We start from the raw sequence: 14,230 nt of genomic DNA, 5'->3' as shown, positions 1-14,230 counted from the left end.
TCTGTGGAGCTATGGGGAATCGAACCCCAGACCTACTCGATGCGAACGAGTCGCGCTACCAACTGCGCCATAGCCCCGGGAGGTCTCGCGACCAACCGCGAGCCACTTTATCAGCCCGGGGTCGTCGAATCCCAAACGGCCGGTCCACCACTAGGCTGGACGCGTGCCCAAGATGTCTGATCAGCAGTTGGCCGGAGTTCTCGACAACGTGGTGGGGGTGATCAACCCCGTCCTCGATGCCCTCGCCGAGCGGGATCCGCTCGGGCTGAAGGGCCACACCTTCCACGACGACGACCATCCCGAGTCGCGCCTGCAGCAAGCCCAGCACGCCGCGGCGAAGGTGCTCGACGTCGCGGAATGGCCCGGCACCAAGGGCTGGTCCGAGCGGTCGATGCACAAGCGCGCGAGCTGGTGGGTGACGCGTATCGGCACCCTGAACACCGGTGCCGTGGCGTTCCCGGGGGTCTTCGGGGTGTGGGCGAAACGGTTGCCGATCACCCCGTATCTCGGCTTCGCCAATCAGGCCATGGTGCTGGTCGCGATCGCCCGCGAGTACGAGGTCACCGACCGCAAGCGACAGGTCCAGCTGCTCGCGTCGGTGCTGTGCAAGCGCGACCTCACGAACCCGGACGTCACCGCCGGGTCCGGGAAGTCCCTGCCGTCCGAACCCAAGGAACGCGAGAGGTCGCTGTTCGCGGCGATCTGGGATGCGGCGAAGTTGCTCCGCGCGGTCGACGACGAATTCGAGAAGCGCCCGCAGCCGATGGCGCTGTTCCGCATGCTCGCCTACATCCCCGTCATCGGCGCTCCGGCGACCTATCTCGGTGAACGATTCGCGCTGTCGAAGGCGGCGAAAGCCGGTCAGGCGTGGCTGGATTCGCACGGCAAGCCGGCGCTGACCACCTAACCCGAACCCTCGGCCCAGCAACAGTTCAGCAGTAGGTATCGGTGAGCGACACCTACTGCTGAACGAGGTTGTTGCGGAGTGCGTCTGCGCTGATCAGCCGACGCGGCGGTACTGCAGGTCTTCGCGGTCCATGCGACGACGCTGGAACGGCGGGATGTGGTCGAACACCGGATCCTCGTCGTCGATCTCGAGAACCGTTGCGCCACCGGGTCGCCGAAGTCGCGGAGGGGGCGGTGCGGCGGCGAACTCCGGGACCGAGGCTGCGCGTCGTCGCCGTTCCTCCTCGGCACGCGCCGACCGCTTGGCGCGGGCCAGGCGCTGGGCCCGGATCTGCTGCTCGGTCTTCACCGCACGACGCAGGTAGGCGAGGTAGCCCACCAGGAGCAGGCCGAGCACGCCGGTGGCCACCCAGCCGGGCGTTCCCACGACGAAACCTGCCGCGATCGCCAGCAGCACCAGAACGAACAACCCCAGCGTGACCCGCTGACGTTCCCGATACTTGAGCGCGCGCTCCGTCTCCGACGAGTAGATGCTGCGCCCGGAACGCCGGCCGCTCGACGAACGTGCCGCCGGGCGGCTGTCCTCGATCTCGTCGAGCTCGGTCTCGTCGGCATCGTCCTCGTCGACCGACGGCGCCTCGGTGTGCCGCGAGCCACGGGCGTAGTCGTCGTACTCGTCTTCGTCGAGTTCGTCTGTCGCGTCCTCGTATTCGGAGTCGTCCGAGTCGTCCTCGTACTCGGCCTCCTCGGAATCGTCGTACTCGGCGGCGTCCTCGTCTTCGCTGTCGTCGGCGTCCTCGTACTCGGCATCCTCGACGTCCACGAACTCGTCCGCGTCGTCGTGCTCGTCGGCGGCCGAGATGCTGTCCGCCTCATCGTCGGCGATGTCCCCGTCGGCCGCGGCGTCGATGTCCCCGTCGGCATCCACGGAGGCGTCGCCGTTCACCGATTCGTCGTCGGCGACCTCGACCGCTGCGTCAACGGTGTCGGTGTCGGTGTCCACGGCTTCGACCGTCGGCTTTTCGACCTTCGCACTGCCGGACCGACGCACTCGGGTCGTGGACTTGGACTCGTCCGCGTCGTCCTCGTTCTCGACGTCGGCGTCCTTCTCGAGGGTCGCGGTGGCGCTGCGGCGCGAGGACTTCCACGACGGGTCATGTGGGTGTCGCGCGGACGACCGGCGTCGGCTCCCCGATGCGGTCGTGGCCCGCGACCCACCGCGATGCAGCAGTCGTGTCTTGCGCGCCGCGTCGGTCGACTTCAGGATCTGCGGACGCCCTTTGATGACCATCGGGACCAGCACGAAGAGCCAAACCGCGACGAGACAGACCCACAATACTGAGTTGGGCATGCGACTCTCCCTTCATTCACTCTGGTCACACGAGGCCAGTTCACAATCTAGGGCGGCGGAACGTCACCCCCGGGTAGACGCGCCGGAGCGGGAGCGAATCGGCTCTGTTTCACACGCGCCTCTCAGCAACACCGGCGCCGACGCGGTCAGTGCGCTCGAAAACGGGCGTCCACCGCGACGGCGATCTCGATGTCGTCGGTCCGCAGTTCGAGCGACGGCGACGGCGTCGGACCCGCGGCAACCGCCATCGGCATGGCCCGCCGCGGTGACGGCGGCACCCTCGAGGCCATGTCCGGATCGGAGAGGAGCACCGGGGTGACCGGCCCCCGCCCTACCGCGTCGGAATAGGCCTGCGCCTTGAGGATCGCGTCGTCGACGGCGGCACGTCGCAACTCTCGCTCGCGGTCACGCCGGGTCTCGTCGCGCAAATCCCAGTCGATGTCGCCGATCTCGACGGCGTCGACCGACGCCCAGACATCGATGAACTCCGACAGTTTCTCGAAGTCGACGAACTCGGCTTCGATCCGGATACGGGTGTTGTATACCGGTTCTCGCCGCTCACCGGTCTCGGAGTACGGACGGTATGAGTACACCCGTACCGAATCGGCGGACCAGCGGGCAACCCCGCCGGCCGACTCGTGGTCGGTGAGCGCCCTCGTCAGGTCGGCGTGGACCTCGACCGCCCGCGTGTAGACGGCCGGTTTGTCCGCACCCGCCACTCGGACCACGAGATGGATGATCCCGCGCTCGGGCCGGTAGCGCCCGCGAGCTTGGCCGCGGACCACGATCTCCAGGTCGTCGATGTGCTCGGTCATGGACGAGAGCCTAGGCGCCGACGTGTCGGCTCCGGTCTACTGACCGACCAGCGCGGGCAGATCGCCGGATCGTCACTGGAACGACGCGCGGCCGGCCCGGACCAGCGCCTCGGCCGCGCTGCCGGCCACTTCCTCGGCCGTGAGCGCGAACAGCATGTGGTCACGCCAACGCTTGTTGACGTCCATGTAGCGGAGCAACAGGCCCTCTTGCCGGAATCCGATGTTGGTCAACACCTTCTGCGACGCCTCATTGGCCGGCTGTACCGTCGCGTCGAGCCGATGCAGGCCGACGGCACCGAAGCAGTGGTCGACCCCGAGGGCCACCGCGGCGGTCGCGATGCCGTTGCCGGCGAAGTCCGAGTCGACCCAATAGCCGATCCATGCGGTGCGCACCGCGCCGCGCTGGATGTTCCCCACGGTCAGCTGTCCGACGTAGCGGCCGTCGAGTTCGATGACGAACGGCAGCAGCGCCCCACGCTTCGCCTCGGACTTCAGCACCGCGAACAGCGGCGGCCATGACCCCGGCTGATGGCGTTCGGCCCAGCTCCCCACGCCGGTCGGTTCCCACGGCAGCAGCGCGTTCTGGTTGCGGATCCGCAACTCACTCCACGTCTTGGCGTCGCGCATCTTCACGGGCCGCAGGGTGACCATGCCGGTTCGGGTGCGCAGCGGCCCGAGAGTTGCCGGCCAGCCCGGGCTTCCCTGATTGCCGCTCAACCACCTGAACACGAGGAGAAGTTTATGCGCTGTCACACCGGCGCCGACATGAGACCTGCATCTCGTGCCGGGTGGCTTCGACTCGACTCAACCAGCGGGGAGTGAGCGCACACGACGTCCGGCCTCACCCGCGTTGCGCGAGGAAGGCAACCTCCACCTCGTCGCCGGTCCCCATCTCCTCGACATCGGGGTCGACCATGATCAGACAGTTGGCCTCGGCCAGTTCGGCGAGCAGGTGCGACGACCCGGTCGGTGACGCCCCGAGCACCTGCACCAAGTAGTCGCCCGACCGTTCGTCGCGCATCAGCTGCCCCCGCAGATAACCCTTGCGACCGCGGACCGACGCGATCGGTCCGATGGTGCGCGCCTTGATGATCCGCCGCATCGGTTGCCGCTTGCCCAGCGCGATCCGGATGAGCGGGCGGACCATCACCTCGAAGGTCACCAGTGCGCTCACCGGATTGGCGGGGAGAAGGAACGTCGGAACCTCGTCGCGTCCCAGGCGGCCGAAACCCTGGACCGATCCGGGATGCATCGCCACCCGCACGATCTCGAGGTCGCCGAGATCGGCGAGTGCGTCGGCGACGGCGGTCGACGCACTGCCCCCGACGGCACCGCAGATCACCACGATCTCGGAGCGGATGAGCTGCGCTTCCACGACTTCCCGCATCCGCGACGCATCGCGCTCGGCGATGCCGACGCGGTTGACGTCGGCGCCCGCGTCGCGCGCGGCCGCGGCCAGTGCATAACTGTTGACGTCGTAGATCTGGCCGGGTCCGGGTGTGCGGTCGATGTCGACGAGCTCGCTGCCCACCGAGATGACCGACAACCGAGGCCGGGGGTGGACCATCACCCGCGCCTGGCCGACGGCGGCGAGGAGCCCGACCTGGGCCGGGCCGATGATCGATCCGGCGCGGACCGCGACGTCGCCCGGCTGCACGTCGTCGCCGACCCGCCGGACATAGTTGCCACTCTCCACGCCGTGTCCGATCTTGACCTTCTGATCGCCCCCGTCGGTCCAGCGCAGCGGAACCACCGCATCGGCGAGCGTCGGCATCGGGGCCCCGGTCTCGACGCGCACCGCCTGACGAGGCTGCAGTCGCGTCGGCGTACGGGAGCCCGGGCCGACCTCCCCGACCACCGGGAGCGACACGATCATCGGCTTGCCGGCTTCGAGGTCGACCAGCTCCGCGCCGTTGGCGTCGAAATCCTCGAGGTCCTCGGGAGCGAGCACCCCCGCCAGTCCCACGTCGACCGCACGCACCGCGTAGCCGTCGATCGCCGCCTGATCGAATCCGGGCATCGGGTGCTCGGTGACGACCTCTTCGGCGCACATCAGGCCCTGCGCCTCGGAGATCGCGACGCGCACCGGTCGCGGCGCCACTGCCGCCGCGGTCACCAGCGTCAGATGATCCTCGACAGACCGCATCTCACCGCTCTTCCCGTCTCAACCGGTCAGCACACCGGAGCGCGCGGACGACAGCCGTCGGCACGTCGTGCACTCGATACAACACGTCGGAAACGTTATCGAGCAGTCCCGGCTAGGCGTGCGAGGCGCGCGGATGCACTCCTCGATCGCGGCGCGGACTCAGCTGTCGGCGAGGCGCTTCTCGAGCCACTCGCGCAGATCGGGACCGTAATCGTCGCGATCGAGCGCGAAGTCGACCGCAGCCTTCAGGTAACCGCCGGGGTTGCCGAGATCGTGCCGGGTGCCGTGGTGGACGACGACGTGAACCGGCTCGCCCTCCTCGATGAGAAGCGCGATGGCGTCGGTGAGCTGGAGTTCACCGCCGGCCCCGGGTTCGATACGCCGCAGCGCGTCGAAGATCTTGCGGTCCAGGATGTAGCGGCCCGCAGCGGCGAGGTTCGACGGCGCGTCCTCGGGTTCAGGCTTCTCGACCATGCCCTTGAGGCGCATGACGTTGGGGTTGTTGGCATCGGGCAGCGGCTCGACGTCGAAGACGCCGTAGGCGCTGATCCGCTCCTCGGGGACCTCGATGGCACACAGCACCGACCCACCCCGGCGCTGACGTGTGCGGGCCATGACCTCGAGGACGCCGCCGGGGAGCACCAGGTCGTCGGGCAGCAGGACCGCGATCGCGTCCTCGTCGTCGTCGAGATAGCTCTCGACGCAACCCACCGCGTGTCCCAGGCCGAGCGGCTTCTCCTGCACGACCGAGGCGACTTCGAGCAGGTTCGGCGCCTTGCGCACCTTCGCGAGCATCGACTCCTTGCCGCGCGTGGCGAGCGTGTTCTCCAGGACGAGGTCCTCGACGAAGTGGGCGACCACACCGTCCTTGCCCGGCGAGGTCACGATGAGCAGACGGTCGGCGCCGGCCGCCTTGGCCTCTTCGGCGACGAGCTCGATGCCGGGGGTGTCGACGACCGGCAACAGCTCTTTGGGAACCGTCTTGGTCGCCGGCAGGAACCTCGTGCCCAACCCGGCTGCCGGAACGACCGCGGTACGCGGGATCGGCGGAGTGTTGGGTACACCGTCGTACTCACTGAAACCAGATTTATCCGTCGCACTCATGAATCCACCCTAGGACAGGAGCCGATTGTCGGCCGGACAGACGGCGGTGACCGGGACCTCATCGCACGTGATCCGACGGTCGGATACAGTGCGGGCGTCCCGGCTGTCACCGCCGGGGCGCACACGACACCGGTGTCGAGACGACGCGAAGGACGGTCGGGTCTTGCCAACGCTGAAACAGCAACTGCGACAAGAGATCGAAGAGCGACGCTCGCGCCGCTCCGAGGCCGAGCGAGACCGGTCCGCGGCGGCACTCGCCGAGTGGATGTATGCCTGTCCGTTTCGTCTGGAGTACGACGTCACGGTTGCCGCCCATGTCCCGGTGGGCAACGAACCCGGCTCGAATTCGATGCTCGACGCACTCGTCGACCGCGGCGTCTCGGTGCTCGTCCCGGTGGTTCCCGAGGGCGGTCCCGCACCGTTGGACTGGGCCCCCTACACGGGACCGGACTCGCTGACCTCCGGGCGCTGGGGGCTTCTCGAACCGTCGACCGACCGGGTCGGCGTGACCGCGATCCGCGCGGCGTCGGTGATCCTCGTACCTGCGCTCGCCATCGACAAGAGCGGGGTGCGGCTCGGACGTGGCGCCGGGTACTACGACCGCACCCTCCACGGGCTCTCGGCCGACCTCGTCGGTGTGGTCTACGACGACGAGGTCGTCGACTCACTGCCGTCCGGCGACCACGACGTGCCGGTCGGCTGGACGCTCACACCCGGAGACGGATTCCGCCGGCTCGGTTGATCGACGGGTACAGCAGAACCCGGGCGGTGTCGTGGCGACCCGGCCCGGGTTCTGCTTGCCGATGTTGGTGCGGCGCCCTCAGGCGGGCGTCGCCGCCTTGGTCTCGCTCTTGGTCGACGACGAGCTCGACGTGTCCGATTTCGTGCTGCTCGACGAGCTGTCCGACGAGGAACTCGACGACGAGCTGTCCGACGAGGACGACGACGTCGAGGTGTCCGACGACGATCCCGGACGCGAGTCCGTGCGGTAGAAGCCGCTTCCCTTGAACACGATGCCGACCGAGTTGAACAGCTTGCGCAGTCGACCCGCGCACTGCGGGCACTCGGTCAACGAGTCGTCGGAGAAGGACTGGACGATGTCGAACTTGTTGTCGCACTCCGTGCAGGCATACGAGTAGGTGGGCACCGAAACCTCCGAAAAGTCAGTAAACGCTGACCAGTGTAACCGACTTTGGCACTCACTCATTCCGAGTGCTAAGCGAGGCTCCCGCCTGATTTCTGTCGTCCGGATTCCCGGCTTGTCGCGCACCTCCGCGTGGCGTCGTGCAAAGTGTTTGCCTAGCCGAAGCAAACGGTTCAAACGGTTCACCGCACAATGTCCGCGACGTGCTGCCCGAACAGCAGCACCCACCATCGCTGGAGCCCTACATGACCGACTTTCTGAACGACCTCAACAGCATCATCTGGAGCAATCCGCTGGTGTACCTGTGCCTCGGTGTGGGGGTGTACTTCTCCATCCGATCGAGGTTCCTGCAGATCCGGCACGTGCCCGAGATGATCCGGGTCATGCGCCACGGCCAGAGTTCACCCGACGGCGTCTCGTCCTTCCAGGCGCTGATGATCTCGCTTGCCGGCCGGGTGGGTACCGGGAACATCGCCGGCGTCGCGACAGCGATCGCCTTCGGCGGACCGGGCGCATTGTTCTGGATGTGGGCGATGGCCTTCCTCGGGGCGTCGACCTCGTTCGTCGAGTGCACGCTCGGCCAGATCTACAAGACCCGAGACCCGCTCACCGACGAGTACCGCGGTGGCCCGGCCTACTACTTCAGCAAAGCGCTCGCCCACACGAAGGCAGCGCCGTTCTTCAAGGTCTACGGACTGGTGTTCGCCGCGGTGACCGTCCTCGCCTGCGGCCTGCTCCTGCCGAGCGTCCAGTCGAACTCCATGGCGATCGCGATGAGCCAGGCATGGGGCGTCGCGGACTGGGCCGTCGCGGTCGGCGTGGTCATCGTGCTCGCATTCGTCATCATCGGCGGGGTCAAGCGCATCGCGACCTTCGCGACGATCGTCGTCCCGTTCATGGCCGTTCTCTACATCCTGTTCGCGCTCGTGGTCGTCTTCACCAACGCGTCGCAGATCCCCGACGTTCTCCGCTTGATCTTCGCGAGTGCCTTCGGTGTCGATTCCGTGTTCGGTTCGGTGGTCGGCGCTGCCGTGATGTGGGGCGTCAAGCGCGGCATCTATTCCAACGAGGCCGGTCAGGGCACCGGACCGCACGCCGCCGCGGCCGCCGAGGTCTCACATCCCGCCAAGCAGGGCTTCGTGCAGGCCTTCGCCGTCTACATCGACACGCTGTTCGTCTGCTCGGCCACCGGCTTCCTCATCATCTCGACCGGCGCGTACCGGGTGTTCGAGGGCGAGAGCGCCGACGGCGCGGTGATCGCCGAGGGAGGCCTGCTCCCCGCCGGCACCGACGTGGGGCCGACCTTCGTCCAGATCGGCTTCGACAGCATGTGGACCGGTGCCGGTTCGACTTTCGTCGCGGTGTCTCTCGCCTTCTTCTGCCTCACGACCATCATCGCGTACTACTACATGGCCGAGACCAACCTGCGCTTCCTGATGGGCAAGGCCTCCACGATCTACATCGCCCCGCTGCGCAGCACTCTCGGCGCGAATCTGACGATGCTGCTGCAGGCGCTCATCCTGGTGTCGGTGGCGATCGGCTGCGTCTCCACCGCGAGCGAGGCGTGGACACTCGGCGACATCGGTGTCGGCCTCATGGCCTGGCTGAACATCGTCGGCATCCTGATCCTGCAACAGCCCGCGTTCAAGGCCCTGCGCGATTACGAGAAGCAGAAGAAGGAGGGCAAGGATCCCATCTTCGACCCGGTCGCCCTCGGCATCGTCGGAGCGACGTTCTGGGAGTCCTACGGTCGGGCCGACGAGACCAGGGAGGCCGCGCCGCTGTCGAAGTGACAGCACGGCCTTCCCCGGCCCCAGGCCAGGACCTGTGGGGTCATCCCCCGATGACGTCCTTGTCGATGTCGGGGATGTTGTCGCGGTTCATGTCCGGATCACGGGCCTGGCGGGCGTCCCACCGGAGCAGGATCGCGGCCAGTATCGCCGAGACCACGGAGCCGACGAGGATGGCCGCCTTGGCCGCGGCGGCGTGATCGTCGGAGCCGGCCTCGAAGCTCAGTTCGGCGATGAGCAACGCGACCGTGAACCCGACGCCCGTCAGCAGACCCACCGGCAGCAGGTCTCGGATGCCGATCGAGTCGGGCAACCGAAGCGGCGTGAACGTCGTCATCAGCCACGTCGAACCGAGAACACCCACGAGCTTGCCGACGACAAGACCGACGACGATGCCGATCGACACCGGCTGCACGATCGACCCCTCGCTGCCGACGACGGTCACCCCTGCGGCGGCGAACGCGAACACCGGCAGGGCGAGCGCGGCCGAGTACGGGCGGACCGCGTCATCGAGCCGCTCGGTGCGCGGTTGCTCCTCGCCGCGGATCGCGACGGCCGGCACGACGAAGCCGAGCAGCACGCCGGCAACGGTCGCGTGCACCCCGGAGGCGTGCATCAGGGCCCACGCGACGACGGCGACCGGGATGAGAACCGGCCACCACCGCCACGCCTGCCGCACCAGCACGGCGAAGAGGGCCACCGCGGCAAGGGCGGCCGCCAGCATGACGAAGTCGATCTCATCGGTGTAGAAGGTCGCGATGACGATGATGCCGAGGAGATCGTCGACGACGGCAAGCGTCAGCAAGAACGTCCGGAGAGCAAGTGGCAGGCCGCGGCCGAAGATCGCGAGAACCGCCAGGGCGAAGGCGATGTCGGTGGCGGTCGGGATCGCCCAGCCGCGCAACCCCTCGGGGTCGCCGATCGCGACCACGACGACGTAGCAGAGCGCGGGGATGACCATCCCGCCCACCGCCGCCGCGATCGGCACGCCGGCGAGTTTCAGGTCCCGGAGGCTCCCGGCGACGAACTCGTGTTTCAGTTCGACTCCGACGACGAAGAAGAAGATCGCCAGCAATCCGTCCGACGCCCAGTGCGCCAGCGAGAGGTGCAGGTGGAGCGACTCGGGTCCCACCTCGACGTGTAACAGGGCGTCGTAGGTCTCCCGCCACGGGGAGTTGGCCCAAACGACGGCGACCGTAGCGGCCACGAGAAGCAATGCCCCGCTGGTCGTGTCGAGCGCGGCCCAGCGCCGCGCGCGGGTCGCCCGGCTGATGCCGCCACCTGGTGTCTCGTCGGTCATCCTGCTCCTCTGGTCGGACAGACAGATCATCTCGACGCCGCCCGCACCGGGCAACGGCCGACCAGACTTCCCGGCACACCGCCACCGATTCTCCCACGCAACACCCCGGCCCGCCGCGCCGCTGCCGGCGGCGAACGCATCCCCAGGAGAGCCACCGAACCCGGCGGTTGTCCACAGCCCCGCACCGAGAGCCGACGACCACCGGGCACGGACCTACCGTCGCCCCATGCCTCCCGCGTCGACGCATCCATCCCGTGCCTCGCTGGCCCCCCGCCTTCGCGACCGGCTGGGGTCCGCACTGCGACCGGGCTGGACCCGCAACCTCCTGGTCCGTCGCGTCGCCGCGGCGGCCCTGGTCGTCGCCGCGGTCGTGGTCGGGGTTGCCGGCACCCGCACCGACGGCGATGTCGAGGTCCTCGTCGCCGCTCACGACCTGTTGCCCGGTCAGGTCGTCGAGTCCGGTGACGTGCAACCGCGGAGGGTCGCGGGCACGAGCGTCCCCGACGGGGTCCTGACCGATGCGGCGCCGGCGGTCGGGCGGACGGTGACCGGACGTGTCCGCGCCGGCGAGATGCTGACCGACACGCGGTTGCTCTCCTCGCATCTGCCTGCCGACCTGACCGGGATGCGCGATGCCCGCCTCGTGCCGATCCGGCTGTCGGACGACGCGGTGACGTCGCTGCTCCGTCCCGGCGATGTGGTGGATGTGTTGACCGAGGAGGCAGAAGTACTGGCGCGGCGGGCGGTGGTCGCCCTCCACGGCGCCGATTCGCCGTCGGGCGGCCTCGCCCCCAGCCGCACGACAGCCGCCCCGGTGCTGCTCGCCATGGACGTCGCATCTGCTCACCGGGTCGCGGCGGCCGGGCTCGACACGTCGCTCGCGGTCGTCCTGCACTGAGCGCACACGCCGATCGCGGCGTGACGACACAGCCGCGCGAATCAACTCAAATGGATCGGTTCCTTCACGATCGTGGATAGGGTAGTACGAGCTCGCACAGCGCATGTCGGATTTGCTCCGATCGTGCACAGAATCGCCGGACAAGAGCAGGACATCACCGAAAAGAGGCCGCACACCGTGCTCAAGGGATTCAGGGACTTCATACTCAAGGGCAATGTCGTCGAGCTGGCAACAGCGGTCATCATCGGCGCGGCGTTCACCGCGATCGTCACCGCCTTCACCGACGGCATCGTCCAGCCGATCATCAACTCGATCCCCGTCGGCTCCGACGCCGCGCAGGGACTCGGATTCCAGATCACGGACAACCCATCGACATTCGTCGACCTCGGCAGCGTCATCACGGCCGTGATCAACTTCCTGATCATCGCCGCAGTGGTGTATTTCATCATCATCCTGCCGTACAACAAGCTCGCCGAGCTGGGCGGCTTCGGCAAGAAAGCGGAGGTCACCGAGATCGCGCTGCTCTCGGAGATCCGCGATCTACTCGACCCCGAGGGCACCTCGAAAGCCAAGGCGGAGGCCGAGAGTGACCTGCCTGCGCATCTCACCGATCCGGCCGGACCGGTCGGCGACTCCTACGGTCCGCCATCGGGTTCCTTCGCGCCGTACGAGGCACCTGCCGGAGCCGGTACCACACAACGCATCTCGACTCCCCCGTCACCCCAGGGTCCGCCCTCGCGCCCGAATCCCCCGCAATCCGCTCCGCCCCAGTCCGCTCCCCCCCAGAATCGCCCTCCGCAGGGACCGCCGCCGGGAGGCCCGTCCGGACAGCCGTATCCCACACCGCAGCCCGCGCCCGGTAGCTATCCGCCGCCCGGGAACTATCCCGGTGCCGGCAACTACCCGCCCCCCGGCCCCAGCACGGGCTACCCCGGTGAGCAGTACCCGGGCGACTTCCCGGGTGAGGGCCCGGATGCGCCGGGCCGCCACTCGCGCTGACAGCGGGCGCGGGCTCCCAGGAAGCTGACAGCCGGAACCATTCGAACCCGAAGGTTGGCTCCCTACTTTGGGATTCGTCGCCGGAACGTGCGACCGCACCGGCTCCCTGACCGGTGCGACCGAACGAGAACAGGATGAACGAATGCCCAACAAACCCGCGCAGAACCGCCGGCCGCAGTCCCAGAACCGGCGTCAGGCGCGCCCGCAGCAGCGCAATCAGGCGCGCCCGCAGGCCCGCCCCAAGACGTTCCCGTGGTTCTTCGGTAGCTGACCCGCCCGACCACGAGCCCCTGTCGCACCCCGCGGCAGGGGCTCGGCTCGTTCTCGCTCAGGCAGGCGGATCGACGCGCTGGACCCACACCGTCGGCCCGCCGGTCAGGGTGAACTGCGCGCGCACCAACGCATTCCACTTGCGCGCGTACAGTTCCGACAGCTGCGGATCGCTCGTGCTCGCCGTCACCGGCAACCGTTCCCGCCGACCGCGCTCGATGACCGGATCGACCAGCCCGGCGAGGGTGCCGCCTCGGCGATGATCGGGCCGGACGAGCGCGAAGATCACCCGGATCGGATTCTCGGCCACCTGCGCGTCCTCGGACTTCCGCTGCAATTCGGTGAAGCGGTTGATGAAGCCGTCGATCGCCTTCACCTGACGCTTGGTGCGTTCCTTGAGATCGTCGTCGATCCGCCCGGCCTCATCGTCGGTGGCCGACACGGCGATCAGCGCGATCAGGTCACCGTCGGAGTCGAACACCCCGTGCAGCCCGTGGAGGTACTCGATGAAGAGGATCTCCCCGTACCAGCGGTAGGCCTCCGGCGGGGCATCGTCGCCGATGAGCCACCGGTAGACCGGCACCTCACGCAGACCGTCCTCGAGCAGGTCGAGGGCTGCCTCCCGGTCGGATTCGACGAGCTGCCGAGTCGTCGTGCCGGCAGCTTCCAGGCGTTGCGTCACCGGTTCATACCAGCACATTTCCGATGCCGACGGCCAACCGCCGGGTGTCGTTTCGCGGGCCCGGCCCCGGATATGCGGACGGAATGAGTTCACACAGAATTCAACCGACTCTGGTCAGGACAGCCCGGGAATTGTCCGGTATCGTCAGCTGCGTTGCCGTCTTCGCGACGGAACGACCGTGCTAGACAATGAGATCGTCGACACCCATTAGGAGATTCGCATGTCCGACGCGATCAGCATTTCGTGGATTCGCCTGTACCTCGAGGAAATCGTCACCGATTCCGATGGCGACGACGGCTTCGGCTCGTACGCTGCGGAATAAGACGCACACAGCGATTCTCACCGCCATCGATCGCTTCCGAGCGTGACATGCGCAGACTTTCTTCCGGCCGATAGTTTCCGGACACCGATCAACACCTAGGAGAACATGATGGGCGAGATTTACGGCGGCAGCATCGAAGAAGCAATCGCGGCGCTGTTCAGCGGCTCCGACGACAACTACGGCGAACCTGTCGAGATCGACTGACCTAGTCGCTACTCGTCACCCACCTCCACACCAGCACATTCCAAGGAGAACCCAGATGGCCACCGGGATCGAGATCAACCTCAACGAGCTTTTCAAGGACGTCTTCAGCGGCTCGCTGGAAGAGGACGCGGCTCCCGCCACGTCCTAGTGGCAAGCCGACAAGGCGGCCCCCGCGGTCTATCCGCGGGGGCCGCCTTGCATCGTCGTGCTGTGACTCCTGACGCACACATGGTCAACGAATTCTCCATTGTGTGTTCACGGAAAATCTACGTCCTGTTGACCGCCGCATTATCGAATAT

Annotated in this window: 14 protein-coding genes and 1 tRNA gene; 6 read left to right on the top strand and 9 right to left on the bottom strand. The window is 67.6% G+C overall.

Features of this window, described 5'->3' with window-relative positions:
* Window positions 1–4: 4 nt before the first annotated feature.
* A tRNA-Ala gene (locus KTR9_RS07590) sits at window positions 5–77 on the bottom strand.
* Window positions 78–163: 86 nt separating this feature from the next.
* On the opposite strand from KTR9_RS07590, the gene KTR9_RS07585 reads away from it, so the two are divergent.
* Entirely contained in the window at window positions 164–907 is a 744-nt protein-coding gene (locus tag KTR9_RS07585) for a hypothetical protein (protein ID WP_014925903.1), read from the top strand.
* Window positions 908–1,000: 93 nt separating this feature from the next.
* Here the strand turns inward: KTR9_RS07585 and sepX are convergent, their stop codons facing one another.
* The 5 genes from sepX to KTR9_RS07560 all read right to left on the bottom strand — a co-directional run bounded on the left by sepX (window position 1,001) and on the right by KTR9_RS07560 (window position 6,322).
* The gene (sepX, locus tag KTR9_RS07580; protein ID WP_014925902.1) at window positions 1,001–2,257 is read right to left on the bottom strand and encodes a divisome protein SepX/GlpR; all 1,257 of its coding nucleotides are present in this window, start codon (window positions 2,255–2,257) and stop codon (window positions 1,001–1,003) included.
* Between the two features lie 146 nt (window positions 2,258–2,403).
* Window positions 2,404–3,072, bottom strand: a complete 669-nt coding sequence (locus tag KTR9_RS07575) for an SIMPL domain-containing protein (protein ID WP_044506181.1) — start codon at window positions 3,070–3,072, stop codon at window positions 2,404–2,406.
* Window positions 3,073–3,144: 72 nt separating this feature from the next.
* The gene (locus KTR9_RS07570; protein ID WP_044506179.1) at window positions 3,145–3,801 is read right to left on the bottom strand and encodes a GNAT family N-acetyltransferase; all 657 of its coding nucleotides are present in this window, start codon (window positions 3,799–3,801) and stop codon (window positions 3,145–3,147) included.
* Between the two features lie 112 nt (window positions 3,802–3,913).
* Complete coding sequence (glp, locus tag KTR9_RS07565; RefSeq protein WP_014925899.1) at window positions 3,914–5,218, bottom strand: molybdotransferase-like divisome protein Glp; 1,305 nt, start codon at window positions 5,216–5,218, stop codon at window positions 3,914–3,916.
* A 159-nt stretch (window positions 5,219–5,377) separates the two neighbouring features.
* A complete protein-coding gene (locus KTR9_RS07560; RefSeq protein WP_010843485.1) occupies window positions 5,378–6,322 on the bottom strand; it encodes a UTP--glucose-1-phosphate uridylyltransferase in 945 nt (314 codons plus the stop codon).
* Between the two features lie 163 nt (window positions 6,323–6,485).
* Between KTR9_RS07560 and KTR9_RS07555 the strand changes: the two genes are divergently transcribed.
* Complete coding sequence (locus KTR9_RS07555) at window positions 6,486–7,064, top strand: 5-formyltetrahydrofolate cyclo-ligase (protein WP_010843486.1); 579 nt, start codon at window positions 6,486–6,488, stop codon at window positions 7,062–7,064.
* A 78-nt stretch (window positions 7,065–7,142) separates the two neighbouring features.
* On the opposite strand, the gene KTR9_RS26855 is transcribed toward KTR9_RS07555, so the two are convergent.
* Entirely contained in the window at window positions 7,143–7,469 is a 327-nt protein-coding gene (locus tag KTR9_RS26855) for an FmdB family zinc ribbon protein (RefSeq protein WP_193363233.1), read from the bottom strand.
* A 242-nt stretch (window positions 7,470–7,711) separates the two neighbouring features.
* Between KTR9_RS26855 and KTR9_RS07545 the strand changes: the two genes are divergently transcribed.
* A complete protein-coding gene (locus tag KTR9_RS07545; RefSeq protein WP_044506177.1) occupies window positions 7,712–9,259 on the top strand; it encodes an alanine/glycine:cation symporter family protein in 1,548 nt (515 codons plus the stop codon).
* 40 nt (window positions 9,260–9,299) lie between these two features.
* On the opposite strand, the gene nhaA is transcribed toward KTR9_RS07545, so the two are convergent.
* Window positions 9,300–10,556: a Na+/H+ antiporter NhaA gene (gene nhaA / locus KTR9_RS07540; RefSeq protein WP_044506175.1), complete on the bottom strand. Its 1,257-nt coding sequence runs from the start codon at window positions 10,554–10,556 to the stop codon at window positions 9,300–9,302.
* A gap of 226 nt (window positions 10,557–10,782) precedes the next feature.
* Here nhaA and KTR9_RS07535 point away from each other — a divergent pair, with 226 nt between their 5' ends.
* The 3 genes from KTR9_RS07535 to KTR9_RS28125 all read left to right on the top strand — a co-directional run bounded on the left by KTR9_RS07535 (window position 10,783) and on the right by KTR9_RS28125 (window position 12,724).
* Complete coding sequence (locus KTR9_RS07535) at window positions 10,783–11,454, top strand: SAF domain-containing protein (protein ID WP_014925896.1); 672 nt, start codon at window positions 10,783–10,785, stop codon at window positions 11,452–11,454.
* Between the two features lie 177 nt (window positions 11,455–11,631).
* Window positions 11,632–12,453: a large conductance mechanosensitive channel protein MscL gene (mscL, locus tag KTR9_RS07530; RefSeq protein WP_014925895.1), complete on the top strand. Its 822-nt coding sequence runs from the start codon at window positions 11,632–11,634 to the stop codon at window positions 12,451–12,453.
* Window positions 12,454–12,595: 142 nt separating this feature from the next.
* Window positions 12,596–12,724, top strand: coding sequence for a hypothetical protein (locus KTR9_RS28125; protein ID WP_269432767.1), 129 nt, complete (start codon window positions 12,596–12,598; stop codon window positions 12,722–12,724).
* 57 nt (window positions 12,725–12,781) lie between these two features.
* Here KTR9_RS28125 and KTR9_RS07520 read toward each other — a convergent pair whose 3' ends face one another.
* The gene (locus KTR9_RS07520; protein ID WP_014925894.1) at window positions 12,782–13,405 is read right to left on the bottom strand and encodes a hypothetical protein; all 624 of its coding nucleotides are present in this window, start codon (window positions 13,403–13,405) and stop codon (window positions 12,782–12,784) included.
* Between the last annotated feature and the right edge of the window lie 825 nt (window positions 13,406–14,230).

The organism is Gordonia sp. KTR9, from assembly GCF_000143885.2.
Taxonomy (GTDB): domain Bacteria; phylum Actinomycetota; class Actinomycetes; order Mycobacteriales; family Mycobacteriaceae; genus Gordonia.
Note: the sequence above shows the minus strand (reverse complement) of the source record. Positions and strands in the feature narration are given on the sequence as shown.